The sequence below is a fragment of the Asanoa sp. NPDC049573 genome, assembly GCF_040676615.1.
Taxonomy (GTDB): Bacteria; Actinomycetota; Actinomycetes; order Mycobacteriales; family Micromonosporaceae; genus Asanoa.
This window is the reverse complement of the sequence record NZ_JBFAPI010000003.1, coordinates 344,158-368,202: the sequence shown is the minus strand read 5'-3', so window position 1 is coordinate 368,202 and position 24,045 is coordinate 344,158. Positions and strand designations below refer to the sequence as shown.

Genomic DNA, 24,045 nt, shown 5'->3' with positions numbered 1-24,045 from the left:
GGCCGCGTTCGCCGCGTTGACATGGAAACCGGGAACCTGGCCCGGCCGTCGCGGCTCGGTCCGGGCATGGTGATCGGTGTGAGAATCGCGGGCGCGCTGCTGGCCACCTCGACGGCGCTGCTGGCCGGCTGTTCGGCCGACGAGGAGGCCCCCGCCTGCGGGCTACCGGCCAACGGCGAGATGCGGGGCACCGGCACGCTCTGGGCGCTGTTCTTTCCCATCCAGGGCCGGTCTGCCCCGATGGTGGCCGGCGAAGAGGTGAAGATCGTCTGGAAGATCGGCGGAACCGGCGACTTCACCATCAAGGCGGTCGGCCCGGACGGGGCGGAAGCAACGCCCGTCTGGGGCCCGACGGGCCACGGCGACAGCACCTGGGAACGGCCCGGCAGCGAGTACGGGACCGGGTTCCGGTTGCCCGCACCCGGCTGCTGGACGTTCGCCGCGCAACGCGACAGTGGCGAGAAGGGCGAGGTTCGCGTCACCGTGGCCTAAGTCGATCAGTGGAAGAAGTGCCGCGCCCCGGTCAGATACATGGTCACGCCGGCCGCTGACGCCGCCGCGATCACCTCGTCGTCGCGGACCGAACCACCGGGCTGCACGACCGCCCGCACACCGGCGTCGGCCAGGATCTGGAAGCCGTCCGGGAACGGGAAGAACGCGTCCGACGCGGCCACCGAGCCCGCCGCACGGTCGGCGCCGGCCCGCGACACCGCGAGCCGGGCCGAGTCGACCCGGTTGACCTGGCCCATGCCGACACCGACCGAGGCGCCGTCGTGCGCGAGCAGGATCGCGTTGGACTTCACCGACCGCACCGCCCGCCACGCGAACGCCAGGTCGGCGAGCACGTCGTCGGGGGCCGGGGCGCCCGCGACCAGCCGCCAGGCGGCCGGGTCGTCGCCGGGCGCGTCGATCGCGTCGCGCATCTGCACCAGCACACCGCCGGTGATCGGCCGCCACTCGGCTGGCAGCGGCGCGAACGCCGGCGCCTTCAACAGGCGGATGCTCTTCTTCCGGCTCAGGATGTCGAGCGCACCGTCGGCGAAGGACGGCGCGACCAGCACCTCGGTGAAGATGTCGGCCACCTGCGTCGCCATCTCCACGGTCACCTCGCGGTTGACCGCGATCACGCCGCCGTAGGCCGACACCGGGTCGCAGGCGTGGGCCTTGCGGTGCGCCTCGGCCACGTCGTCGCCGACCGCGATGCCGCACGGGTTGGCGTGCTTGATGATCGCGACCGCGGGCGCGTCGAAGTCGTGCGCCGAGCGCCAGGCCGCGTCGGCGTCGACGTAGTTGTTGTAGGACATCTCCTTGCCGTGCAACTGCTCCGCCTGGGCCAGGCCGTCCGGCGCCGCGGGGTTGGCGTAGAGCGCGGCCTGCTGGTGCGGGTTCTCGCCGTAGCGCAGCGGGGTCAGGGCGTGCAGGGTCAGCCCGGCGAAGGTCGGCCAGTCGGCCGGCGCCACGGTCGTCGCGAAGAACTCCGCCACCGCCACGTCATAGTCGGCGATGTCGGCGAACGCGCGCGCCGCCAGCGCGCGCCGCTGTGCGAGCGTGAAACCACCGTCGTTCAAGGCGTCGAGCAGCATGGGGTACGCCGCGGGCGAGGTCACCACGGCCACCGAGGCGTGGTTCTTCGCGGCCGCGCGTACCATCGCCGGCCCGCCGATGTCGATCTGCTCGATGCACTCGTCGACCGTCGCGCCCGACGCGACCGTCTCCTGGAACGGGTAGAGGTTCGAGACCAGCAGCTCGAAGGGCGCGATGTCCAGATCGGACAGTGCCGCGACGTGCGAGTCGAGCCGGGTGTCGGCGAGCAGGCCGGCGTGCACCCGGGGGTGCAGCGTCTTGACCCGGCCGTCGAGCACCTCGGGGAAGCCGGTCAGGTCCTCGACCCGGGTGACCGGCACACCGGCGGCCGCGATGGCCGCCGCGGTCGAACCGGTCGACACGATCTCCACGCCGCCGGCGTGCAGGGCGGTCGCCAGTTCGGCCAACCCGGTCTTGTCATACACACTGACCAGGGCCCGCCGCAGCGGCCGCCGCGCGTCGTCGTTCATGGGATGGTGACCTTCCTTCCGGTGATGGTCCAGCCCTCGCGGACCAGGCGGCCGACGGTGTCGACGAGTTGCCGGCGCTCGGCCACCTTGATCCGCTCGGTGAGCGTGTCTTCGGTGTCGTCGTCGAGGACCGGCACGGCGACCTGCGCCACGATCGGTCCGGTGTCGACACCCGCGTCGACGAAGAACAGCGTCGCGCCGGCCAGCTTGACCCCGTAGTCGAGCGCGTCGCGCGGCCCGTGGATGCCAGGGAACGCGGGCAGCAGCGCGTTGTGCGTGTTGAGGTAGCGGTCGCCGAACGCGGTGAGGAACTGGGTGCCGACCAGCTTGAGGAAGCCGGCGGAGATGACCAGGTCGGGCTTGTGTTCGGCGACCCGGTGGGTCAGCGCGACGTCCCAGGCCTCCCGGGTGGGGTGGTCTTTCACCCGTTCGACGAACGTCGGCAGCCCGGCGGCGGAGGCGCGGTCGAGCCCGGCGATGTTGTCCCGGTCGGCGCCGACGGCCACCACCGTCGCGCCGTAGCCGGGTTGGGCACAGGCGTCGAGCAGGGCGGCCAGGTTACTGCCGGAGCCGGAGATCAGGACCACGATGCGAGCGGGCGCGGGCACGTAGGTAGACACTACCGGGCCGCCGGTCCACCACCTGCGACCGGCCTTGACGCAGTGATGATCTTCCAGGAACATCTCCAGGCCAACTACCCTGGAAGGACTCTTGTGAGCAACCCTTACCCGCCGGAGGGCTACGGGCCGCCCGGATATGGCCCGCCCGCGCAGCCGCAGAACACGCTGGGCCTCGTGTCGATGATCCTCGGCATCATCTCGATCCCGCTCGCCTGCTGCCGTGGCATCGGCCTGATCTTCGGCATCGCCGCCATCGTGCTCGGCTATCTGGGCAAGCAGAAGGTGGCACAGGGCCTCGCCAACAACGGCAGCCAGGCCCAGACCGGGTTCATCTGCGGCATCGTCGGTGCCGGGCTGGGCATCCTGCTGATCATCCTGACGGTGATCCTCAGCGTCAATCTTCCCGGCAACTGACCCAGCGTTCCCCGGGTCCTCGCGCGTTGGCCTACGGGCCGGCGAGGGCCCGGGTGGCGGCGGCACCCACGGTGGCGCCGATCGTGACGACCACCGTTCCGGCCAGGGCGACCTGCCAGGCCACCGGGCCCATGTCGGCCAGCAGCGGCCCGCCGACCGAGCCGCGGGAGACCTGCGCGGCCAGGCCGAGCAGCAGGCCCGCGACCGGCCCGCCGACCGCGGCCGCGCCGACCAGCGCACCCCACGAACGGTGCCGGCCGTAGCGGTCGCCGGCCCGCAACCGGAGCACCCGGCGGGCCAGCAGCCAGCCCGCGATCATGCCGGCCACCAGGGGCAAGGCGAGCAGCAGCGCGCCCAGGCCGCCGACCGGGCCCTTGGGGATGCCGGCGGCCAGCGGCAGCGGCAGCAGCGAGCCGACGTCGACCTCGGTCGTCCGCACGGTGGTGTCGACGCCCACGGCGAAGCCGGGGCCGAGCAGGTAGGCGGTCGCCCAGACGGCGGCGTTGGGCGCGTAGGCCAGGCAGATCAGGGTGATGCCGACCTGGCCGGCGACCCCGGTGCGGTAGGCGCCGAGCACGTCGGCCGCGTCGCCGCCGCTGAGCGCGATGGACAGCCCGGCCATCGCGGCGCCGGTGCCGAGAACCAGGACCGCGCCGACCACGCCGGTGCGGATCCCGTCGCGGAGCACCGGCGGCATCCGCACCGCGGTGACCCGCAGGGCCCCGGTCACCCGCAGGGCGCCGACCAGCGCCGCGAGCGTGCCGAAGACGGTGAGGTGCAGGAACGCCCGCAGCGCGGAGACCTGGATGCCGGGCTGGTCGGCCAGCAGCGCGGCGGCGGTGCCGACCACGCCGTAGCCGAGCCCCACGGTGATGGCCACGGTCGCGGCCTGCAGCGGTGAGCCGCGCTGGGCGATGCCGTAGGCGCGGCTGGTGTGCACCCCGGCACGGGCCACCCGCCACGCGGCGAAGACGGCGATCGCGAGGGGTGGCAGACCGAGCGGACCGAGCGACGTGCCCACGGGTACGCCGTGCGCCAGCAGCCAGCCGGCCAGCCCGGCCTGGGTGGCCCCGCCGAGTTCGCTGACCCCCTCGGTGAGCTGGGCCAGGGTGAGCGCGACAGCGACCGGGAGGAACGAGACGGCCGCGGCGAACAGGGCGGCGACCGACCCCGCGATCAACAGTGGCGCCCGGCCGGCGTCGCGCGGCGCCGACCGCTGGCGGGGCAGCCGGACGGTCTCGCGGTTGCCGACGTCGATCCGCTCGGTGAGCCGGTTGTCGGGCTCGAGTCCCGGTTCGGGATCGGAGTCGACCTCGGGCGGGCGGCGCAACGGCGGATCGTCGTGGCGGGGCAGGTCCAAACCGATCGCCGACTGGTCCGTGCCCATGCCGGGGATGGGGCCCGCCGGCGGGTCCCGCTGGTCGTCGGCGGCCGGTGGTTGGCCGTCAGGGGTCGGACTGCGCATCGCCGCCTACTTTTTCACGCCGGCCCCACCGGCCCGGCGCGACACCACGGACATCGATCATCGCGTCAACCGGCGAAAGCGGACAACCCTCGTAAAGCAGGAGATAGCATACGGCGAACCGTGTAATCGGTCCGAACGACCGGGAGGCGTCGCATGACCGCCGAGTATCCGCCCCGCGGGCAGGAGCCGGACGAGCCGCACCGACCAGCCGGCTCGCCACCACCCGGCGGCCCTGGCGGCCCGGGCGAGTCGGGGTCGGGGCCGGCCGAGCCGCCGTCGGACCCCGACTACGGGCCGACCGGGCCGTCCTACCCGCCCGGCGGGCCGGTGACGCCCGGAGCGCAGCCAGATCCGCCGGGCGCCTATCCGCCGGCGCCCGGCACCCCGGCCGACTACCCGGCCGCGCCGGCGAACCACCCCGGCCAGGAACCCGGTTATCCGTCCTATCCGCCGCCGGGCCAGGAGCCGCCGCCGGGCACCGGGTATCCGCCGCCCGCGGGCTACCCGCCGGGTCAGGAGCCGCCCCCGGGCACCGGGTATCCGCCGCCCGCGGGCTACCCGCCAGGTCAGGAGCCGCCTCCGGGCACCGGATATCCGCCGCCCGCGGGCTACCCGCCGGGTCAGGAGCCGCCCTACGGGCCGCCCGGCGGCTACCCACCGGGCCAGCCGGGCTACGGACCGCCGGGCGGTGGTGGCGGCGGACCGGGTGGTCCCGGCGGGCCGGGTGGTCCCGGCGGGCCGCGTTACGGGCGCGGGTCGGGCTGGGGCGCGCAGGACCACACCACGTTCTGGGGCGCGCTCGGCATCGTCATCGGCCTGATCTGCTGCGGCGTGCTGGGCATCATCTTCGGCATCCTGTCGCTCAGGGACGCCCGCCGCTTCGGACGGTCACAACTGCTCGGCTGGCTGGCGATCGCGCTCAGCGTGATCAACATCGTGGCCAGCCTCGTGCTCAACTTCACCCGGCAGTACCCCGGGGTCTACTACCACTGAAGACAGCGAAACGGGGGACGGCAGCGCGCCGTCCCCCGTACCCCTGTCGTGGTCTAGCCGTTCTGGATGACCTCGCGCATCAGTCGCGCGGTCTCGCTCGGCGTCTTGCCGACGCGCACCCCGGCCGCCTCCAGCGCCGCCTTCTTGGCGTCGGCGGTGCCGGACGAGCCGGAGATGATCGCGCCCGCGTGGCCCATGGTCTTGCCGGGCGGCGCGGTGAAGCCGGCGATGTAGGCGACCACCGGCTTGGTCACGTTCTCCTTGATGAACGCGGCCGCGCGCTCCTCCGCGTCGCCACCGATCTCACCGATCATGACGATCGCGTCGGTGTCGGGGTCGTCCTGGAACGCCGCCAGCGCGTCGATGTGCGTCGTGCCGATCACCGGGTCGCCGCCGATGCCCACGCTGGTCGAGAAGCCGATGTCGCGCAGCTCGTACATCAGTTGGTAGGTCAGCGTGCCGCTCTTGCTGACCAGGCCGATCCGGCCGGCGGGCGTGATGTCGGCGGGGATGATGCCGGCGTTGGACGCACCGGGCGAGGCGATGCCGGGGCAGTTGGGCCCGATGATCCGGGTCTTCTGGCCCTTCTCGACGTTGTAGGCCCAGAACGCGGCGGTGTCGTGCACCGGCACGCCCTCGGTGATCACCACGGCCAGCGGGATCTCGGCGTCGATCGCCTCGACCACCGCGGACCTGGTGTGTGCCGGCGGCACGAAGATGACCGACACGTCGGCGCCGGTCTCCTTCATCGCGTCGGCGACCGACGCGAACACCGGCAGCGCGGTGCCGTCGAAGTCGACGGTGGTGCCCGCCTTACGCGGGTTGACGCCGCCGACGACGTGGGTGCCCGCGGCCAGCATGCGGCGCGTGTGCTTGGAACCCTCGGAGCCGGTCATCCCCTGCACGATGACCTTCGAGTCCTTGGTCAGCCAGATTGCCATCTCAGACCCCCGCAGCCGCGAGTTCGGCGGCGCGCTCGGCCGCACCATCCATTGTGTCTACCCGCTCGACCAGCGGGTTGGCCGCGCCGTCGAGGATCGCGCGACCGGCCTCGGCGTTGTTGCCGTCCAGGCGCACGACCAGCGGCTTGGTGACCGCCTCGCCGCGCTGCTCGAGCAGTGCCAGCGCCTGGATGATGCCGTTCGCGACCTCGTCGCAGGCGGTGATGCCGCCGAAGACGTTGACGAAGACGCTCTTCACGCTCGGGTCGGACAGCACGATCTCCAGGCCGTTGGCCATCACGGCCGCGCTCGCGCCGCCGCCGATGTCGAGGAAGTTGGCCGGCTTGACGCCGCCGTGCCCCTCGCCCGCGTAGGCGACCACGTCGAGCGTCGACATGACCAGGCCCGCGCCGTTGCCGATGATGCCGACCTGGCCGTCGAGCTTGACGTAGTTGAGGTCCTTGGCCTTGGCGGCCTGCTCGATCGGGTCGACCGCGCTCTGGTCGACCAGCGCCTCGTGGTCGGGGTGCCGGAAGCCGGCGTTCTCGTCGAGGGTCACCTTCGCGTCGAGGCAGAGCACCCGGCCGCTTGCCACCTTGGCGAGGGGGTTGACCTCGACCAGCGTGGCGTCTTCGGCCACGAACGCCCGCCACAGCTTGATCGCGATCTCGATGATCTCGTCGGCGACCTCGGCCGGGAACTGCGCCTGGGTGACGATCTCGCGCGCGGTCGCGACGTCGACGCCCTTATTGGGGTCGATGGCGACCTTGGCGACCTTGTCGGGGGTCTCCGCGGCGACCTGCTCGATATCCATGCCGCCGGCCACGCTCGCGATGCACAGGAACGTGCGGTTGGCGCGGTCGAGCAGGTAGGAGAAGTAGTATTCCTCGGCGATGTCGGCGGTCTCCGCGAGCATCACCTTGTGGACCGTGTGGCCCTTGATGTCCATCCCGAGGATGTCGGTCGCCCGGGCCACCGTCTCATCCGGGCCGTCGGCCAGCTTGACGCCGCCCGCCTTGCCACGGCCACCGACCTTGACCTGAGCCTTCACGACCACGCGGCCACCGAGCCGTTCGGCGATCGCGCGGGCCTCCTCGGGGGTCTCGGCGACACCACCGGCGAGCACGGGGAGCCCGTGTCGCTCGAAGAGATCGCGCCCCTGGTACTCGTACAGGTCCACGTTTACGCGTCCCGTCCTCGTCTCCGCGGCGCACCCTTGCGCCGCGCCCATTCTGGTGTTTGCCAGGAGCCTATCCACGCGGGCGGCGTCGGCAACCCGGCCGGGTCGCGGGTGTGCGGCACTCCACAGGTGGCCGGCTTCCGGAAATTTCTGAGATGGCGCGTAACCGCCGGATAAGGGCGTCGTTGACTTCAGTGTCGGCACGCAAGCGACAAAGCCGACGAAGACGGCCGATGCCCTGTCGGTCGAGGGGTGGCGGCGGGGCATCGTGCATAGAGAGGCCGGGCGTGTGAGGGGTGCGTCCGGCCTCTCCCTTAACTGACTGGTTGCGCGACGTTTTCCCGCACCCATTCGACGATGGTCTGGGTGGTCGCGCCCGGCGTGAAGATCTTTGCCACGCCTATCCGCTTCAGCTCGGGAATGTCCTCTTCGGGAATGATGCCCCCGCCAAACACGACGATATCGGCGGCGCCCCGGGATTCGAGCAGTTCGATAACCCGCTTGAACAGCGTCATGTGCGCGCCCGACAGAACGGACAGGCCGACGGCGTCGGCGTCTTCCTGGATGGCGGTCTCGACAATCTGCTCCGGCGTCTGATGCAGGCCGGTGTAGACGACCTCCATGCCCGCGTCGCGCAACGCGCGCGCGACAATCTTCGCGCCACGGTCGTGCCCGTCCAGCCCGGGCTTGGCGACCACGACCCGCACTCGTGAGCTCATCGATCCTCCACAGGGCTTCATTGCCTGAACGAACGGTAACCCGGTCAACCCCGTAGGGGCGACACCGGGCTCGGCGCGCCACATAACAATAAGTAATGCTCAATGTGACGGAGAGCTATTAACGAGGCTCCCCACAAAAGGTTACGAAATCAGGCATTCCACTGCGGACGGTCGGACTTAATGTCCGCGAAACGCTCGTCCAACTTGAGAGTCGCTTAAGGGTTGGCTACCGTGTCCCACGGCTGCCAATCCGTTCCCCCCGGAAAGGCACTGCGGATCACCGGCGTTCACCCCCCGTGACTGACGCCATGACCGCCCAAGCTGTTCCGACAACGGAGGGTGTGCGTGCGCCAGCGCTTGTCGTCTGAGAAGGACCGATATCGCGGTCGGCGACGCGTCCCTACCCCGCCTCGCAGCCGCTACGCGATCGTCGTCACCGGCGCGTTCGTCGGAGCCGGTGTGGTCGCCCTCGGCGCCAGCGCGATGCCGGACGCGAAGACGGTCGACCCCCAGGTCCTCGCCAGCCTGCACGACGGCGGCGTCGACAACGCCCTGCAGGCTCGCGCACAGGAAGCCAGCAAGGCCTCGCGGTCCGAGCGCACGGAAAACAAGTTGGAGACCTCGCTCGCCGAGTCTCCCGACGTCTGGCAGCTCCCGCTCTCCGGCTACACCTTCACCACCCCCTACGGCATGCAGGGCAACGAGCTGCACGCCGGGATCGACCTGGTCGCGCCCGAGGGCGCGCCGTTCTCCGCCGTGCACGACGGTGTCGTCAAGGAAGCCGGCTGGATCGGTGGCTACGGCATGGCCGTGATCATCGACAACGGCGACGGCAGCGAGGTCATCTACGCACATGCCCGGCAGCTGCTCGTGCAGAAGGGCCAGCAGGTCAAAGCGGGCGACATGATCGGCCTGGTCGGCAGCACCGGCCACGCCCGCGGGCCGCAGTTGACCATCGAAACGCAGGTCAACGGCGAATCCACCGACCCGATCCCGTTCTTCCGCGAGCGCGGAGTGGACATCCAGCTACAAGTGGACTCAATCTACGGCTGAGTAGCCGGCCCCGCACCCAGGGTATTGTCCGTCGAACCGCCCGTCGCCAACGCGATGGGCGGTTTTTTGTCGCCCCTGACCAGGCAAAGTTTCCTGCGCCACACCGGCCGATGTGACGGCCGCCACTCCGCTGAGCGGAACCCGTACCGGGTTGTAGCGGGCCAGATCGGGACATAGCCGCCCTCACTCAGCGTGGTCATCACCACGGCCTTCGGATGGCCATCGCTGGGCTGCACACGGCTCGTACAAACATTTCCCGGTCCGTGCCGCACAACCACGGAGGTTCCCCCTCGTGCAATCGAACTACCCGTACGGCCAGCACCGCGAGCCCGAGAACAGCGCTCAGGACGGCCACACCGAGCAGACGCCCCCGTCGCCGCTCGGCCTCCGCGACCGCGTGCGCCTCGGCTTCGCCGGGCGTGGCCGCGTGGTTGCGCTGGCCGCCGTCGGCCTCCTCGGCCTCGGCATCGCGGGTGGCGCCGTCGCTACTCTCGGTAACGATGAGTCGACTCCGGACACGATCGCGGTCGCTGACCAGCAGGCCCGCGCCGACGCCGCCAGCCGCGCCGACCGCGCCGTGCGCTCGCCCCTCGCGGTTCCCACCGTGAGCCCCACCACCGCGAGCGCCACCCCCAAGGCCTCGCTGGAGCTCGCGACGCCGCCCAAGGCGGTCGTGAAGCCCCCGGCGACCAAGAAGGTCGCTCCGAAGACCACCCCCAAGAAGGTCGCGCCGAAGGCCGGCCCGGTGGTCTCCAAGGCCGGTTGGACCTCGCCGATGCCCGGCTCCGAGGTGACGTCGTGCTTCGGCATCCGCTGGGGAGTGCCGCACCAGGGCATAGACTTCGCGATGCCGGAGAACACGCCCGAACTCGCCGCCGCCGCGGGCACCGTGTTCGCCGCTGGCTGGAACTACACCGGCTACGGCATCTCGGTCGTCATCGACCACGGCAACGGCATCTACACCCACTACGCCCACATGAACCGCACGGCCGTCGAGGTCGGGCAGACCGTCAAGGCCGGCCAGGTCATTGGCTACGAGGGCTCCACCGGCGACTCGACCGGCCCCCACCTGCACTTCGAGGTGCACCAGGGCGCCATGTGGAACCAGATCGACCCGGCGCCGTTCCTGAAGGCCAAGGGCGTGCCGATCGTCGGCTGCTGAGCTACCCCACCCCCCGGTAGATGGTGGGCCCGGTCCGTTCGTCGGACCGGGCCCACCGTCAGCTTCTAGAGCTTTTCGACCGGGGCATGCCGGAGGACGAGCCACATGGTCTGGTCGCCGAAGTCGATCTGGGCACGGGCGTTGGGGCCCTGGCCCTCGACAGCCAGGACCCGGCCGAGGCCGTAGCGCTGGTGGTTGACGCGGTCGCCGACCGCCACCTTGGGGGCCTGGCGCAGCTCGCTGGCCGTCGAGAGCTTGCTGCCGTCGATGCCGAGCCGCTGGGCCAGGGCCGCCGCCTTCGGGGTGCCGCCGGAGAAGCCGCCGCCGCGGGCCGCGCCGCCGCTGGGTGACGTGGTGGACCGGCCGCCCACGCCGCCGCCGCTGCCCGACCACGACGTGTAGGCGCCCTCGGTGCGCTCCCAGCGGACCAGCTCTTCGGGCAGCTCGGCGACGAAGCGCGAGGTCGGGTTGTAGGACGGCGCGCCCCACGCCGAGCGGGTGACCGCCCGCGACAGGTAGAGGCGCTGCCGTGCCCGGGTGATGCCGACGTAGGCCAGGCGGCGCTCCTCTTCGAGCTCGGTGTTGTCGCCCAGGGCGCGCATGTGCGGGAAGACGCCGTCTTCGAGACCGGTCAGGAAGACGATCGGGAACTCGAGGCCCTTGGCGGTGTGCAGCGTCATCAGGGTGACCACGCCCTGGTGCTCGGGGTCGTCGGAGGGGACCTGGTCGGCGTCGGCGACCAGGGCGACCTGCTCGAGGAAGCCGGCCAGGGTGGCCTGCTCGTCGTTGCCCTCGACCCGCTCGGTGAACTCGCGCGCGACGCTGACCAGCTCCTGCAGGTTTTCGACCCGGCCGGCGTCTTGCGGGTCGGTGCTCTCCTCGAGCTCGGCCAGATAGCCCGAGCGGGTCAACGCGGCCTCGAGCACCTCTTCGGGCGGTGCCGTGTCGGACAGCTCGCGCAGGCCCTCGAGCAGCGCCACGAAGTCGCCGATGCCGCTCAGGGCGCGGCTGGAGATGCCCGGCGCCTCGCTGGCCCGGCGCATCGCGGCCCCGAACGAGATGCGGTCGCGGCTGGACAGGGCCTCGATCGCGCCCTCGGCCCGGTCGCCGATGCCCCGCCGAGGCGTGTTCATCACCCGGCGGATGCTGACCGTGTCGTCGTCGTTGACGATCGCGCGCAGGTAGGCCAGCGCGTCGCGGACCTCGCGCCGCTCGTAGAACCGGACCCCGCCGACCACCTTGTAGGGCAGGCCGACCCGGATGAACACCTCTTCGAAGACCCGGGACTGCGCGTTGGTGCGGTAGAAGACGGCCACGTCGCCCGGGCGGGCTTGGGCGTCGTCGGTCAGCCGGTCGATCTCACGGGCGACCCAGTCGGCCTCGGCGTGCTCGGTGTCGGCCACGTAGCCGACGATGCTCTCGCCCGCGCCCTGGTCGCTCCACAGCCGCTTGGGCTTGCGCGACGGGTTGCGGGAAATCACCGCGTTGGCGGCGTTGAGGATCGTCTGGGTGGAGCGGTAATTCTGCTCCAGCAGGATCGTGCGGGCGTCGGTGTAGTCGCGCTCGAACTCGAGGATGTTGCGGATCGTCGCGCCGCGGAACGCGTAGATCGACTGGTCGGCGTCGCCGACCACGCACAGCTCGGCCGGCTCGACGCCCTCGGTGCCGGAGACCAGCTCCTTGATCAACTGGTATTGCGCGTGGTTGGTGTCCTGGTATTCGTCGACCAGCACGTGTCGGAAGCGCCGCCGGTAGGTCTCGGCCACGTGCGGGTGCGACTGGAACAGGTGCACCGTCGTCATGATCAGGTCGTCGAAGTCGAGCGCGTGTGCCTCTTTGAGGCGGCGCTGGTAGAGCGTGTAGGCCTCGGCGACGGCGCGCTCCATCGGGCCCTTGGCCCGGTCGGCGAAGGTCTCCGGGTCGACCAATTCGTTCTTCAAATTGGACACCTGCGCGGCCAGGCCGCGGGCCGGGTGGCGCTTGGGATCGAGGTCGAGCTCGCGCGCGACGAGTTGCATCAGCCGGCGGGAGTCGTCGGCGTCGTAGATCGAGAAGGTCGACTTGAGCCCGGCGTGCTCGTGCTCGGCGCGCAGGATGCGCACGCAGGCCGAGTGGAACGTCGACACCCACATCAGCCGGGCGCGCGGGCCGACCAGCGACGCGACGCGCTCCTTCATCTCGCCGGCGGCCTTGTTGGTGAACGTGATCGCGATGACCTGGCCGGGGTGCACGTCGCGGGCGGCCAGCAGGTAGGCGATGCGGTGGGTCAGCACCCGGGTCTTGCCCGAGCCCGCACCGGCCACGATCAGCAGCGGCGACCCGGCGTGGGTGACCGCGTCGCGCTGTGGCCCGTTGAGCCCGGACAACAGCGCCTCGGGGTCGAGTTTGGGGCGCGCGGGCCGGCGCGGCTGGTCGCCGTCGGGCACGGGCACCGCGGCTTCGCCGCCGTCGGACATCGGGATTTCGAAGAGAGCACGCATCGCACCGCGAAGTCTATTCCGACCGTCCGACAACTTCCGGGCTCCCCGACGGCAGGTCCGTGTGCCTATCCGACACCGTGTTGTCATCGATGAGCCTCTGGTGTCTTGTCGCCCGAAAGAGAACGATGACCTCTGTCGCGTCCCCTCGTCCGGGTGACGCCCCCCTCGATCACACAGGAAGTGACATGCCGATCACGAGTCGACCTGGCCGCTTGCTGCGCTACCTCGCAGCACCGGTCCTCACCCTCGGGGTGATCGTCGCCCTGCCCGGGGCCGGTGCGTCCCCCGCGGCGGCCGCACCCGCGCTGGCGCCCGTCTCCGTGGCGTTCGGAAACTCGCACGGTGCCAACCTCGCCGAGGGCAACCTGCTCGCCTTCAACGACTTCCACGGCTCCATCGACCCGCCCACCGGGTCCGGCGCCGCGGTCAACGGGGTCCCGGCCGGCGGCTCCGAATACCTGACCACCGCGGTCAAGAAGCTGCGCGCTGAGGCCGAGGGCGAACACCGCCTCAGCACCACGGTCGGCGCCGGCGACATGGTCGGCGCGTCGCCGCTGGTCAGCGCCGCGTTCCACGACGAGCCCACGATCGAGTTGCTCAACGTGCTGGGCATGGAGATCACCTCGGTCGGCAACCACGAGTTCGACGAGGGCACCGACGAGCTGCAGCGCCTGCAATACGGCGGCTGCCACCCCGTCGACGGCTGTCAGGACGGCGACCCGTTCTACGGCGCCGACTTCACCTACCTCGCGGCCAACGTGGTGACCAAGCGGCTCAACCTGCCGCTGCTGCTGCCGTTCAACATCCGGATCGTCGGCGGCGTGCCGGTCGGCTTCGTCGGCATGACCCTCGAGGGCACCCCCGGCATCGTCAACCCGGCCGGCATCACCTCGGTCACCTTCAAAGACGAGATCGAGACCGCCAACAAGTACGCGACCCTGCTGCGCCTGCTCGGCGTCAAGTCGATGGTGCTGTTGCTGCACGAGGGTGGCGCGCAATCCGGCACGCCGCAGCCGGTCGACGGCTGCAACAACTTCAGCGGGCCGGTCGTCGACATCGTCAAGGGCCTGCGCCCCGAGTACGGCATCGTCGTCTCCGGGCACACCCACCGGTTCTACTCGTGCAAGCTGCCCAACTCGGCGGGCAACGACGTCGTGGTCACCAGCGCCGGCACCAACGGCCAGATCGTCACCGACATCGACTACTCGCTCGACAAGAAGACCGGCAGGTTCGCCGAGATCACCGCGCGCAACGTGATCGCCGAGAACGGCATCCGCAACGCCGACGGCACCTACCAGACCAACCCCGACGGCACGTTCGTGCGCAACCCGGCACTGGTCGACCCGGCCGCGAAGCGCCTGGCCGACAAATACCGCACCGCGGTGGCGCCGATCAGCAACCGGATCGTCGGCTCGATCACCGGCGACATCACCAGGGACACCGCGGCCAACCAGGAGAGCCCGCTCGGCGACGTGATCGCCGACGCCCAACTCGGCTGGACCCAGGCCGACGGCGCCCAGATCGCGTTCATGAACCCGGGCGGCATCCGGGCCTCGCTCACGTTCGCCAACTCCCCCGGCGGCGAGGCACCCGGCCAGGTCACCTACGGCGAGGCGTTCACCGTCCAGCCGTTCAACAACCTGGTGGTCACCCAGACGGTGACCGGGGCGCAGCTCAAGAACGTGCTGGAGCAGCAGTTCCCCGGTTTCGGCGGGCAGACGACGCAGCGGGTGCTCCAGGTGTCGGCGGGCTTCACCTACACCTATGACACGCGGCTGCCGGCGGGTTCGCGAGTCAGCGACCTGGCGCTCAACGGCACCCCGATCGACCCGGCCGCCACCTACCGGCTCACCACCAACGACTTCCTGGCCAACGGTGGTGACGGCTTCACCAACCTGACCGCGGGCACCAACCGCACCACCGCCCCCGGCTTCGACGTCGACGCGCTGGTCGGCTACCTGGGCGCGAACGCCCCGGTCGCACCCGGCCCGGCCAACCGGATCACCCGGCTCGGCTGACCCGGTGGTGTGGCGCCCACGGCGGCAAGCGGTGGGCGCCACACCCTGGTCGCTCTTGCGTCGGTTTGGGCACGCGGGCATACTTGCCAACGTGATCCAGCGGTCGCGATCCTACTTTTACTACGGCACCGGGAGTCCGGCAGCCGTAGGTCGCGCCTGAACACAAGACCTGCGAGAAGCCCCGGGCTCCTGGAGCCCGGGGCTTTTCTCGGCCTCGGGGTCCAAGCGGCCCGCCGACCAGCCAGAGAAACAGTGAGATGGCCTCCGAGGAGCACGAAATGAGCACCAACGCCGTCGCCCAGCCGAGCACCGGGACCGAAGACGCCGACGCCGCCAAACGGATCCGGGGCATGCGCGAGCGCATCGACGAGATCGACGCCGCGATCATCGAGTTGTGGCAGGAGCGCGCGGCCCTGTCCCAGCAGGTCGGCGCGACCCGGGTGGCGTCCGGCGGCACTCGCCTCGTGCTGTCCCGCGAGCGGGAGATCCTGGAGAAGTTCCGCACCGCGCTGGGCGCCGACGGCACCCAACTGGCTTTGCTGATCCTCCGGGCCGGCCGCGGCGCGCTCTGACCCGCGTCGGCCGGGCCCGCAGGGGTGCCGGCCGGCCCGGGGTCAGGCGGGCAGGAATACGGCCCAGGTCTGCGCGGTGCGGAAGCCCATCGACTCGTAGAGCGGCTCGCCCAGTTCGGTGGCGTGCAGGAAGGCGTGGCGCGCGCCGGCCGCGTACCCGTCGCGCAGCACCGCCGCGGTGGCCGCACGGCCGTAGCCGCGCCGCCGGTGCTCCGGCGGGACCGCGATGTTGAAGATGCCGATCTGGTCGCCCACCAGCACGCCGAACGACGTGGCGACCACGGTGCCGGCGACCTCGACGACATACGCGCGCATGGCCGGGTGGTCGAGCAACGCGGGCCCGCTGAACCCGTCGAAGATCGACTCGGGGGCTTCGTAGCCGTCGGCGAGGGCTTTGCGGTAAAGGTCGCCGTCGGCACCGGACACCCGGCGGACGGCCGGATCGGCGTCCACCGGCCCGGTGAGCTCCGCGAGCATGAACGGCAGCGGCATCCGCCGGGCCAGTCCGTGCCGCGCGGCGACGGGCGCGAACCGCTCGGCGTCGTCGTCGCGCACCTGGACGCTCCAGGGCACGGTGGCCAGCCGCGGCGAGCCGGCATAGGCCGACACCTCGGCCACGTCGGCGGCGCCGGTGACGGCGAAGACGCCGTTGAGCGACGGCACCGGTAAGCCGGTGATGATCTCGGTGGTGCCGTGCGGACCGGTGCGCGCGAAGCCGCCGGGCAGCGCGTCGGCACACAGCCCGATCGCCCGGAGCCACGCCTCGACCGCGACGGTTGCCTGTTCCCCCATGGGCATGACCGTAGCCGCCACCGTTGTCGGGGTTGCATCTCCACCCGGTGGAGGTTGCAGAGTGATCGGCATGCGGGAGCACTACTCGATCGGTGACCTGGCGCGCCGCACCGGACTGCCGGTGCGGACGATCCGGTTCTACTCCGACGCGGGGCTGCTGCCGCCGACCGACCGTAGTTCCGCCAACCACCGCCGCTACGACGTCGCGGCCGTCGCCCGCCTGGACCTCATCCGCACGCTGCGCGAACTGGGCCTGGATCTGGGGGCGATCCGCCGGGTGCTGGCCGAGGAGCTGTCGGTGGCGCAGGCCGCGGCCGCCCACGCCGACGCGCTCGACGTGCAGATCCGCATCCTGCGGCTGCGCCGGGCGGTGTTGCGGGCGGTGGCCAGGCGGGGATCAGACCCGAAGGAGCTGGAGTTCATGCACCGCGTCGTCCAACTGTCCGAAGACGAGAGACACCGGCTGATCAACGACTTCATCGACAAGACGTTCGGCGGCCTCGAAGCCAACGACGACTTCGTCGAGCTGCTGCGGTCGATGCGGCCCTACCTGCCCGACGAGCCGACCACCGCACAGGTCGACGCCTGGATCGAGTTGGCCGAACTCGTGCAGGACGAGGACTTCATCGCCAGCGTGCGGCGGATGGCCGCACACCAGGCGGCCGAGCGCGCCGACGGCGGCCGGATGGGCCTGCACCACGAGCTGACCATCAAGGTGCGCGACCGGGTCACCGCGGCGATCGCGGCCGGCGTCGACCCGGCCTCGCCGGCGGCCAGCGAGGTGCTCGACGAGGTCGTCGCCCGCTACGCCGAGACGTTCCAGACGAGCGACAGCGCCGCATACCGGGCCAAGCTGCTGACCCGGCTGCGCACCGCCAACGAACCGCGGACCGAGCGCTACGTGCACCTGATCGACATCATCAACGACTGGCCGGTCCCGCCGCCGCTCGCGCCGGTCTTCGAGTGGTTGATCACCGCGCTCGAAGAGCGTCCTGCTATTTGATCGTGCCGTCCTCCGGGAAGTGGCACGCGGCCAGCGACCCGTTCGGCTTGATGCTCAACGGTGGCTCCTGGGTGGCGCAGATCTCCTGCGCCTTCCAGCACCGGGTGCGGAAGCGGCAGCCCGACGGCGGGTTGAGCGGCGTCGGGACGTCGCCCTCCAGCCGGATCCGGCCCGAGGCGCCCATCTTCGTCACGTCGGGCACGGCCGAGAGCAGCGCGCGGGTGTAGGGGTGGGCGGGGCGCTCGTAGATCATCTCGCGGTCGCCCACCTCGACCATCTTGCCGAGATACATCACGGCGATCCGCTGGCAGAAGTGGCGGACCACGGCCAGGTCGTGCGCGATGAAGACGAACGCCAGGTCAAGCTCGCGCTGCAACTCGCGCAGCAGGTTGATGACCTGGGCCTGGATCGACACGTCGAGCGCGGAAACCGGCTCGTCGGCCACGATGATCTTCGGGCGCAGGGCGAGCGCGCGGGCCACACCGATGCGCTGCCGCTGGCCGCCGGAGAACTCGTGCGGGTAACGGTTGTAGTGCTCCGGGTTGAGGCCGACCAGCTCCAGCAGCTCCTGGACGCGCTTCTTCACGCCGCCCGGCGGCTTGATGCCGTTGACCTGCAGCGGCATCGCGACGATGCGGCCGACCGTGTGGCGCGGGTTGAGCGACGCGTAGGGGTCCTGGAAGATGATCTGCATGTCCTGCCGGAGCTGACGCAGGCCGGAACCCTTCGAGTGGCTGATGTCCTTGCCCTCGAAGGTGATCTTCCCGCTGGTCGGCTCGAGCAGGCGGACCAGCATCCGGCCGGTCGTGGTCTTGCCACAGCCGGACTCACCGACGAGCCCGAGCGTCTCGCCCGCGTCGACCGAGAAGCTCACGCCGTCGACGGCGCGCACCAGGCCGGACTTGCCGAACATCCCGGACCGCACCGCGAAGTGCTTGGTCAGGTCGTCGACGATCAGCAGCGGCTCGGCCCGGCGACGGGACGGCTCGACCGGCGCTGCGCCGGGCTCCTGAACCAGGGTCTCGGTCATTGCGCGACTCCAGCGGACGGTGCGATGTCTTCGGCGTAGAACTTCTTGCGGTCGGCCTCTGACAGATGACAGGCGACCAGGTGTCCACGCTCCTGGACCTGGTGGAGCTCGGGCACCTCGGTGAACGAGCGGTCGCCGTTGCGGCCGGCGTAGCGGCAGCGCGGGTGGAACGCGCAGCCGGTCGGGAGGTTGATCAGCGAGGGCGGGTTGCCCTTGATCGGCACGAGGTCGGCTTCGGCGTCGCCGTGCAGCGACGGCACGCTGGCCAGCAGGCCCCAGGTGTAGGGGTGCTGCGGGCGCCGCATGACCTGCTCGACGCTGCCGAACTCGACCTGGCGGCCGCCGTACATCACCAGCACGTCGTCGGCGACCTGGGCGACCACGCCGAGGTCGTGGGTGATCATGATGATCGCCGAGTTGAACTCGCTCTGCAGGTCTTCGAGCAGGTCGAGGATCTGCGCCTGCACGGTCACGTCGAGCGCGGTGGTCGGCTCGTCGGCGATCAGCAGGTCGGGGTCGTTGACCAGGGCCATCGCGATCATCGCGCGCTGCCGCATACCGCCGGAGAACTCGTGCGGGTATTGGTCGGCGCGGCGCGCGGGCTGCGGGATGCCGACCCGGCCGAGCATGTCGACGGCGCGCTTGCGGGCCTCGGCCTTCGACGCCTTCGGGTGGTGCACCTGGAAGGCCTCGGCGATCTGCGCGCCCACCTTGAAATAGGGGTGCAGCGCGGACAGCGGGTCCTGGAAGATCATCGACATGTCGCGGCCACGCAGGCGGCGGGTCTGCTCTTCGGACATGCCGACCACGTTGCGACCGCCGACCAGGATCTCTCCCGAGATCCGGGCCCGCTTGGTGTTGTGCAGGCCCATGATGGTCAGCGACGTGACGCTCTTGCCCGAGCCGGACTCGCCGACGATGCCCAGCGTCTTGCCGCGCTCGACCGAGAACGACACGCCTTCGACGGCCTTGACGACGCCGTCTTCGGTCGGGAAGTGCACCCGCAGGTCGTTGACCCTCAGGTAGGCACCCGTATCGGCGGTCGCCGGGGTCTGTGGCGCCGAGGTTGGTGCGGTCACTGTTGTTCTCCCTCGCGCTTCAGCTCAGCCGGACCCGTGGGTCGATCACGGCGTAGAGCACGTCGACGATGAGGTTCGCGACGATGATGAACACTGCTGCCAGCAGCACCGTCGCGACGACGATCGGCAGGTTGAGGAAGTTGACCGCGTCGACGGTCTCCTTGCCCAGACCGCGGAAACCGAAGATCGTTTCGGTGATGAACGTGCCGCCGAGCGACGCGCCGATGTCGAGACCGGCGATGGTGACGATCGGCGTGATCGCGGCGCGCAGCGCGTGCTTGGTGTAGACCCGGCGCAGCGGCAGCCCCTTGGCGCGGGCGGTGCGCACGTAGTCCTCGGAGAGTGTCTCCAGCATCTGGGCGCGCGAGAGCCGGGCGTAGATCGCCGAGTTGAGGAAGCCGAGCGTGAGCCACGGCAGCACCAGGCCGAGGGCCCACTGAGCCGGATTCTGGGTGATCGGCGTATAGGACGGGAACGGTAGCAAGTGGGTCAGGTAGACCAGGACGTAGAGCAGGATCAGGCCGAAGAAGTAGACCTGCATCGACGCGCCGGTCAGCGAGATGCCGATCGCGACCTTGTCGAAGAGCGTGCCTCTTCGGAGCGCGGAGATCATGCCCAACGAGATGCCGATCAGCAGCCAGACCACCGCGGCGCCGGCGACGATGCTGATCGTGACCGGCACGGTGCGGCTGAGGATGGCCGTCACCGGCTCGTTGTTGCGGAACGAGTAACCCAGGCAGGGCGCGTCGCAGCGCTGCTCGAAGTCGGTGCCCTTGGCGTAGGTGCGGCCGACGAAGATGCCCTTCATGAACTTGGTGTATTGCGTCGTGATCGGCTCACGAATGCCGAGCCGGGTCTCCACCGCGGCGATCTGAGCCGGGTCGCAGTTCTTGCCACACATCACCTTGGCCGGCGACGACGGCACGGCGAAGAACAGCCCGAAGACGATGATGCTGATCGCGATGATCGTCGCGACGCCGACAAGCACGCGACGGGTGATGAACCGGACCATGGGATGCACCTATTCGATGGAGACTGCCGCCCCGGGTGCGGGTGGCCCCCCGGTAGGAGAACCACCCGCACCCGCCTAACGGCGTTGCGAAGTTACGAGCTACTAGCTGGTCTTCACGAAGACCTTGTTGAGCTGCAGGATGCCGAACGCGTCGCTCAGGTAGGCGTTGCCGACCTTCGAGCCGTGGAGCACGTACGTCGCGTCGTAGTAGGCCGGGATCTCGGGCACGAAGTCAGTCATGAGCTTCTTGTCGAGAGCCATCCACGCAGCGTCCTGCTCCGCCGCCGGCAGCTTCTTCACCCGGTCGATCTCGGTGTTGATGCTGGCGTCGTTGAAGTAGGACAGGTTGTTGTTGCCCTCCGGGCCGATCTCGCGACCGTCGTAGAGCGGCGGGATGATCGTCGAACCGGTCGGCCAGTCCGAACCCCAACCGTGCAGGTAGATGTCGTACGGGTTGTTCTTGCGACCGACCTCGTCGTAGTAGCTGGTCGACTCGATCGGCTTCAGGGTGATCTTGAACCCGGACTTCTCCAGGCCCTCCTTGATCGCCGCAGCCTGCGCGGTGCGGAGCGGGGTGTTGCTGTGCGCGAGAACCAGCGCCGGCGGGGTGGTGCTGCCGAGGATCTCCTTGACCTTCGCCGGGTCGCCGGTGGGCGGCACGTTGTAGGCGTCGTAGGCCTCGAAGCCCGCGGTGGTCGGCGACATCAGCGTGCTGGCCGGCGAGCCGGCGGAGGTGCCACCGATCGCCTTGAGCGCGCCGTCACGGTCCAGCGCGTAGTTGAGCGCCTTGCGGACGTTGAGGTCGGAGATCCGCTGGTTGTTGATGGCCAAGTACCACACGTACTGCGTGGGGCCCTTGACGACGCGCGGCGCGACGGCCGGGTCGGTCGTGCGCGGAAGCACGGCCGGGGGAACGTCGGTCCAGGTCAGACCGGTCTGGTCGGCGGACGCGTCGGCGACCAGCCGCTCAGCGATCTGCTCCGCCTCGAGCGTGAAGGTGAACTTCACGGTGTCGGGGTAGGCGTTGCGGATCGGGTCGGTGTTGGGGTCCCAGTTGGTGTTGCGCTCGAGCACGAGCGTGTTGTCCCGGGTGTAGGACTTCACCTTGTAGGGGCCGGACGAGAACGGACGCAGGTCGTACTGCGCACGGGTGTCCTTGGCCTGCGGAACCGGCGCGGACGTCGGCAGCGCGGCCGCGTACGGCATGTCGCAGTGCGGCTCGGCGAAGGTGAACTTGATGGTCTTGTCGTCGGGCGTCTCGATGCCCTGCGGCGACGGCGCACCACCGTTGTAGGGGCCCTTGTAGGTGTCGTTGTAGGCGCCGCCCGGGTAGAGCCACTGCTGGAGGTAGTGCGGACCCTCGTTGAGCTCGTCGGCGAAGCTACGGGCGATGCCGTAGGCGACGTCCTTCGAGGTGATCGCCGAGCCGTCCTCGTACTTCAGGCCGTCGCGGAGCTTGAACTCCCAGACCTTGCAGTCCTTGTTGACGTCGGTGCCCGGGTTGGTCGCCAGGTCGCCGACCAGCTTCATCTGGCCGGAGCCGTTCTCCTGGTAGCCGTTCAGCGACCGGTAGATCAGGTTGCCCGTGACCTGCTGCACGTTGACGTAGTTACGGGCCGGGTCCAGGTGCTCGAAGTCGCCCACCTGGAACACGTTGATCTCGCCACCCTTGGTGGCACCGTCAACCGCCTTGGCCGGGCCGGTGTTGTCGGCGGCGTCGTATGAGATCGCACCGCTCTGGGTCTTGGCGGGCTCGTTCGAGCCACCATCATTTTGAGTGGTTTCACTACAAGCCGAGGCGCTGAGCGCCACGGCAAGAGCGCCGACGATCAGCGCTCCTCCTTTAAATCGCACGATCTTCTCCCTTCCCGCCCGGCTGGGGCTACCTCAGCTCCCGAGACGACCGAACGAAACGTGCGTGGTGCGAAAGTCTTGGTTTCCCGGGGCTATCGCGAGGACTTCGGGTCCAGCGCGTCACGCAGCGAGTCACCCAGCAGGTTGAACGCGAGCACGAGGATGAAGATCGTCAAGCCCGGCCAGAGCGTGTAGAACGGGTCCGTCGCGACGTACTTGATCGAGTTGAAGATCATGCGACCCAGGTCGGGGGTCGGCTCGATCACGCCGATGTTGAGGAACGCGAGGGCGGCCTCGGTGGTGATGAAGGCCGGCACGTTGAGCGACAGCGTCACCAGGATGGGCGCCCAGATGTTGGGCAGCAGCTGCCGGAACAGGATGTGGCCGGTGCTGGCGCCGGCCGCGCGCGCCGCTTCGACGAACTCCCGTTCGCGCAGCGCGATCACCTGGCCGCGCACGAGGCGGGCCGTGTAGGTCCAGCTGAAGAGCGCGAACGTGGAAATGATCAGGACGACCCGGAAACTGGCCGGGATCGCGTCGCGGTCGCCGTAGAAGCGGTCTTCGAGAATCGGGATGATCGCGAGCGCGAAGATCAGGAACGGGAAGGCCAGCGTCAGGTCGATGACCCAGTTGATCCCGGTGTCGAGCCAGCCGCGGGCGTAGCCGGCGACGATTCCGATCACGACACCGATCGCGGAGGCGATGATCGCGGAGGCGAACGCGATCAGCAACGAGGTGCGCATCCCGTAGACCAACTGCATCAGGATGTCGCGGCCGAGTTGCGGCTCTAGCCCGAGCCAGTGCGTGCCGCTCATGCCGCCGGCGTAGCCCAGCGGGATGGCACTGAAGTTGTTGAGCTTGTCGTTGAACTGATCGGTCGGCGCCATCCCCCGCAGCGCTTCGATCACCGGCGACAGCAACGCGATAATGCCGAGCACCACCAGCGTTACGGCACTGACGGCCGCCGTGCGGTCACGCTTGAGCCGCAGCCACGCGAGTTGGCCGGGCGAGCGCCCGACGAACTCCTTTTTGGGCTGTTGATCTGCGGGCACATCGGCCGGGGAGTTGACCTCCAATGCGACGTTGCCACTCATGCCGTCGGGGACGGCTACAGGGGCGTCAGGCGCCGAGTCGGTCTTACTCATGGACGGGGGCCTCCTAGATCGGACGAAGGGTCGCTCCGCCTGTTCGGCAAAAACTAGCCGTCGTGAAGCGAGTTCGGAATAGTCGAATGCATCGTTCAGATAACAGTGATGTCTCCGAACGAGCAGTCAGGTGTAACAGCGAGGCGACTGTGCACATCAGACGGAAGGCAGCGCAAATCGGACCAAATCGAATCGCCTCCACGCGATCGATTGGGACGTTTTTGCGCTGTTCCATCAGTGCGCCCAGCAGCCAACCGCCATCATTCCGACACGCTCTGTGCAGATGACGAGACGCGTCGGCGGAGATTTTAGGTTGCATGGGCGACGGAAGATTGTCGTGAACTTGCGGGCACGCGGCGGGTTGTGCGTGCCGTCGGGCCCGCCCGCGGCAGGGTCACCGCCCGCGGCGGTCCCACATCGGACCGCCGACATGGTATGCACGCCATCTCCAGCCCACCG

General features: G+C 69.9%; 19 protein-coding genes and 2 pseudogenes. 8 read left to right on the top strand and 13 right to left on the bottom strand.

Going from position 1 to position 24,045, the window contains the following annotated elements:
• The first annotated feature begins 21 nt into the window (after positions 1–21).
• Entirely contained in the window at positions 22–492 is a 471-nt protein-coding gene (locus AB0J74_RS08715) for a hypothetical protein (protein ID WP_363446106.1), read from the top strand.
• 5 nt (positions 493–497) lie between these two features.
• On the opposite strand, the gene purH is transcribed toward AB0J74_RS08715, so the two are convergent.
• Positions 498–2,054 carry a bifunctional phosphoribosylaminoimidazolecarboxamide formyltransferase/IMP cyclohydrolase gene (purH, locus tag AB0J74_RS08710; protein ID WP_363446104.1) on the bottom strand — a complete coding sequence of 519 codons (1,557 nt, stop codon included), beginning with the start codon at positions 2,052–2,054 and terminating at the stop codon, positions 498–500.
• Positions 2,051–2,662 (bottom strand): phosphoribosylglycinamide formyltransferase, encoded by a 612-nt coding sequence (gene purN, locus AB0J74_RS08705; protein WP_363446102.1) that lies wholly within the window; start codon positions 2,660–2,662, stop codon positions 2,051–2,053. The genes purH and purN overlap by 4 nt, the downstream gene beginning before the upstream one ends.
• Before the next feature lie 144 nt (positions 2,663–2,806).
• Here purN and AB0J74_RS08700 point away from each other — a divergent pair.
• Positions 2,807–3,088: pseudogene (locus tag AB0J74_RS08700) on the top strand (hypothetical protein); the annotation flags it as partial.
• A gap of 31 nt (positions 3,089–3,119) precedes the next feature.
• Here AB0J74_RS08700 and AB0J74_RS08695 read toward each other — a convergent pair.
• Positions 3,120–4,553: a DUF6350 family protein gene (locus AB0J74_RS08695; protein ID WP_363446100.1), complete on the bottom strand. Its 1,434-nt coding sequence runs from the start codon at positions 4,551–4,553 to the stop codon at positions 3,120–3,122.
• Between the two features lie 771 nt (positions 4,554–5,324).
• On the opposite strand from AB0J74_RS08695, the pseudogene AB0J74_RS08690 reads away from it, so the two are divergent.
• Positions 5,325–5,546, top strand: a pseudogene (locus tag AB0J74_RS08690) (DUF4190 domain-containing protein); the annotation flags it as partial.
• A 53-nt stretch (positions 5,547–5,599) separates the two neighbouring features.
• On the opposite strand, the gene sucD reads toward AB0J74_RS08690, so the two are convergent.
• From sucD to AB0J74_RS08675, 3 genes are all read right to left on the bottom strand, one after another.
• Positions 5,600–6,487, bottom strand: a complete 888-nt coding sequence (gene sucD / locus AB0J74_RS08685) for a succinate--CoA ligase subunit alpha (protein ID WP_363446098.1) — start codon at positions 6,485–6,487, stop codon at positions 5,600–5,602.
• 1 nt (position 6,488) lies between these two features.
• Positions 6,489–7,667, bottom strand: a complete 1,179-nt coding sequence (sucC, locus tag AB0J74_RS08680; protein WP_363446096.1) for an ADP-forming succinate--CoA ligase subunit beta — start codon at positions 7,665–7,667, stop codon at positions 6,489–6,491.
• Between the two features lie 314 nt (positions 7,668–7,981).
• Positions 7,982–8,386 carry a cobalamin B12-binding domain-containing protein gene (locus AB0J74_RS08675; RefSeq protein WP_363446094.1) on the bottom strand — a complete coding sequence of 135 codons (405 nt, stop codon included), beginning with the start codon at positions 8,384–8,386 and terminating at the stop codon, positions 7,982–7,984.
• 345 nt (positions 8,387–8,731) lie between these two features.
• On the opposite strand from AB0J74_RS08675, the gene AB0J74_RS08670 reads away from it, so the two are divergent.
• Positions 8,732–9,439: a M23 family metallopeptidase gene (locus AB0J74_RS08670; protein WP_363446092.1), complete on the top strand. Its 708-nt coding sequence runs from the start codon at positions 8,732–8,734 to the stop codon at positions 9,437–9,439.
• A 292-nt stretch (positions 9,440–9,731) separates the two neighbouring features.
• Positions 9,732–10,601 carry a peptidoglycan DD-metalloendopeptidase family protein gene (locus tag AB0J74_RS08665; protein ID WP_363446090.1) on the top strand — a complete coding sequence of 290 codons (870 nt, stop codon included), beginning with the start codon at positions 9,732–9,734 and terminating at the stop codon, positions 10,599–10,601.
• A gap of 65 nt (positions 10,602–10,666) precedes the next feature.
• Here the strand turns inward: AB0J74_RS08665 and pcrA are convergent, their stop codons facing one another.
• Positions 10,667–13,057, bottom strand: a complete 2,391-nt coding sequence (gene pcrA / locus AB0J74_RS08660; RefSeq protein WP_363446598.1) for a DNA helicase PcrA — start codon at positions 13,055–13,057, stop codon at positions 10,667–10,669.
• 209 nt (positions 13,058–13,266) lie between these two features.
• Here pcrA and AB0J74_RS08655 point away from each other — a divergent pair, with 209 nt between their 5' ends.
• A complete protein-coding gene (locus AB0J74_RS08655) occupies positions 13,267–15,099 on the top strand; it encodes a bifunctional metallophosphatase/5'-nucleotidase (protein WP_363446088.1) in 1,833 nt (610 codons plus the stop codon).
• A gap of 278 nt (positions 15,100–15,377) precedes the next feature.
• A complete protein-coding gene (locus AB0J74_RS08650; protein ID WP_363446086.1) occupies positions 15,378–15,671 on the top strand; it encodes a chorismate mutase in 294 nt (97 codons plus the stop codon).
• A gap of 42 nt (positions 15,672–15,713) precedes the next feature.
• Here the strand turns inward: AB0J74_RS08650 and AB0J74_RS08645 are convergent, their stop codons facing one another.
• Entirely contained in the window at positions 15,714–16,463 is a 750-nt protein-coding gene (locus AB0J74_RS08645) for a GNAT family N-acetyltransferase (RefSeq protein WP_363446084.1), read from the bottom strand.
• Positions 16,464–16,533: 70 nt separating this feature from the next.
• On the opposite strand from AB0J74_RS08645, the gene AB0J74_RS08640 reads away from it, so the two are divergent.
• Positions 16,534–17,466 (top strand): MerR family transcriptional regulator, encoded by a 933-nt coding sequence (locus AB0J74_RS08640; protein WP_363446082.1) that lies wholly within the window; start codon positions 16,534–16,536, stop codon positions 17,464–17,466.
• On the opposite strand, the gene AB0J74_RS08635 is transcribed toward AB0J74_RS08640, so the two are convergent.
• The 5 genes from AB0J74_RS08635 to AB0J74_RS08615 form a co-directional block, all read right to left on the bottom strand.
• The gene (locus AB0J74_RS08635; RefSeq protein ID WP_363446080.1) at positions 17,459–18,496 is read right to left on the bottom strand and encodes a dipeptide ABC transporter ATP-binding protein; all 1,038 of its coding nucleotides are present in this window, start codon (positions 18,494–18,496) and stop codon (positions 17,459–17,461) included. The two genes, AB0J74_RS08640 and AB0J74_RS08635, sit on opposite strands and share 8 nt — an antisense overlap.
• Positions 18,493–19,575, bottom strand: coding sequence for an ABC transporter ATP-binding protein (locus AB0J74_RS08630; protein ID WP_363446078.1), 1,083 nt, complete (start codon positions 19,573–19,575; stop codon positions 18,493–18,495). Before AB0J74_RS08630 ends, AB0J74_RS08635 begins: the two co-directional genes overlap by 4 nt.
• A 19-nt stretch (positions 19,576–19,594) precedes the next feature.
• Positions 19,595–20,587, bottom strand: coding sequence for an ABC transporter permease (locus AB0J74_RS08625; protein ID WP_363446076.1), 993 nt, complete (start codon positions 20,585–20,587; stop codon positions 19,595–19,597).
• Positions 20,588–20,689: 102 nt separating this feature from the next.
• Positions 20,690–22,441: an ABC transporter substrate-binding protein gene (locus tag AB0J74_RS08620; RefSeq protein ID WP_363446074.1), complete on the bottom strand. Its 1,752-nt coding sequence runs from the start codon at positions 22,439–22,441 to the stop codon at positions 20,690–20,692.
• A 92-nt stretch (positions 22,442–22,533) separates the two neighbouring features.
• On the bottom strand, positions 22,534–23,586 hold the full coding sequence (locus AB0J74_RS08615; protein WP_363446072.1) for an ABC transporter permease: 1,053 nt from the start codon (positions 23,584–23,586) through the stop codon (positions 22,534–22,536).
• Positions 23,587–24,045 lie beyond the last annotated feature (459 nt).